The following is a 1,827-nucleotide window of genomic DNA, read 5'->3' as shown; positions in this document are numbered from 1 at the left end:
TAATAAAAAAGCCAGCAAGAAAAAAGTTAAGACAAGCATGAATGCTGTGAACTAACTCGATACACACTCTTAACTAGAATTAGTTTCTGTATACGGTTTAGCTTCGAAGGGGTTATGGCAAACAGCGAGAGCCTGCCCTTTGCTTCGCGGGGCAGAAATCGCGGAGAACTCAGCTATGGTAAACACCCTGGAAATAGAAGCGGTGTGCTTCGAATTACGCTTAAACGTCGTTCTGGACGCGCTGCTCTGGTTTGGGATCAATCGATTGTACGCCTTGAGTTGAAGACGTCTGGGAGTCTCAAGCCTCTCGTGACTGTTTTTCAGAGCGGAGTGAAGAACGAGGTATGCCGCAAAGGTGGCGCAAAAACCGACGCTCGTTGAAATCGTTCAGCAGAACCAGGGATTTCGAGTATTAAAGTCTTGACGGAATTATTGGCACTGACCCCTCATGAAACTGAAAGAGCGCTGCATGAATCCAATGAATTCTCGTTGCATTTTCAGAGTTGCTCAGGCCAGTTCAGCAACTAAAGGAGTTCGAATAAATTGACTGTTTCGGCTGACTATATGAAGCCAAAACTCCTTTGTTATGGATTGCATAATGGATCGCCATCAATTGTTCCCGCAAGACCTGAACGGCAGTGGATGGACGAAACGCCTGAGCGCTTCGCCTATCGCTGCATTCCACTGGCAATTGCCAATTCGTCGGGTTGGGAGATACTCTGCCCCGACGGTTTCACGGCGGAGTGGAATGGCGGCGACAGCCTGAACGACATCACCGTCGAGTCGCACAGCGAAAGGAGCCTCTCCCATTTCGTGGCGAGCCACTTCGGCAGTGGGGTGCTGACTTTCCATCCGGGCTATCTGTTCCGTACATCCCCCGGTTGGGCGCTATGGGTGCGCGGAGCACCCAACACCGCGAAAAGCAACTGTGCGCCACTCGATGGGCTCGTGGAAACCGACTGGCTTCCCTTCACCTTCACGATGAACTGGCGCTTCTCCAAGCCGGGCAAGGTACACTTCGAGCGCGGCGAACCCTTCTGCTTCATTACTCTTTTCCCGCATGCGCTGATAGAGGATGTGCAACCTGAAATCCTGCGCCTAGACGATGATCCCGACCTGAAGGCTGAATATGAGAACTGGGCAGAGAGCCGCAACAACTTCAACAAGCGGCTCAACGAGAGGGATCCCGAGGCCGTGGCAGCCAAGTGGCAGAAGACCTATGCACATGGCAAGCAGTTCGATGGCAGCAAGGTGGACTTTCATCTTGCCAAGCGCCGCTTGAAGATGCCGAAGAAGGTCTAGCTGACTGCGTCTTCCGTCCGAGTGCAGGGGAGGGACCGCGCCTTGATCATTTCCCCTGCTTGTCTCCTGATGCGGCGTCCACCATCGTGGCTCCGGCACCGTACTATCGCGGTTTGCCATGTGATGGCAGCACCCTCGATGCTGCGGGAGTGATTTCGTTCCACGATCCGCGCCACCCCAACCCTATGCGCTTGTTCTTTGCGCCCAAATGAAAAGCGCCCCCTTTTGGAGGCGCTTTCCGTTGTTGAAAGTAAATCGAGCTCAGCTCAGTGGTTGTTATGGCCGCTGCCGGGCCTTCCATCATTGTCCGAGCCGTCGCGACCGCTCTTACGACCTGGGTTGGAGTTGTCGTAACGATCCGGGTCATTACCGTGCCCGTTGTTACCATGCTCATGATCATGACGCGGCGGCGGCGATGCAGGCGGAGGTGACTCCGGCGGAGACGGCGGAGACTTCGGAGACGGAGGAGATGGCGGAGACTGCTCAGTCGGAGGCGATGCCGGCGGAGAAGCGGCGGGGGTGGGT

The 1,827-nt window shown here is 54.9% G+C and carries 1 protein-coding gene; it reads left to right on the top strand.

The window, feature by feature from the left end; genetic code table 11:
* Nucleotides 1–564 precede the first annotated feature (564 nt).
* The gene (locus WCJ41_RS21955; protein ID WP_336907960.1) at nucleotides 565–1,302 is read left to right on the top strand and encodes a DUF6065 family protein; all 738 of its coding nucleotides are present in this window, start codon (nucleotides 565–567) and stop codon (nucleotides 1,300–1,302) included.
* Nucleotides 1,303–1,827 lie beyond the last annotated feature (525 nt).

Origin of the sequence: Aestuariivirga sp., from assembly GCF_037139295.1 — a bacterium.
In the GTDB taxonomy this organism is placed as follows: domain Bacteria; phylum Pseudomonadota; class Alphaproteobacteria; order Rhizobiales; family Aestuariivirgaceae; genus Aestuariivirga.
Note: the sequence above shows the minus strand (reverse complement) of the source record. Positions and strands in the feature narration are given on the sequence as shown.

Bases quoted from the DNA above. Each gene is read 5' to 3' on its own strand.
- WCJ41_RS21955 (WP_336907960.1), top strand. From the start codon at position 565: ATGAAGCCAAAACTCCTTTGTTATGGATTGCATAATGGATCGCCATCA.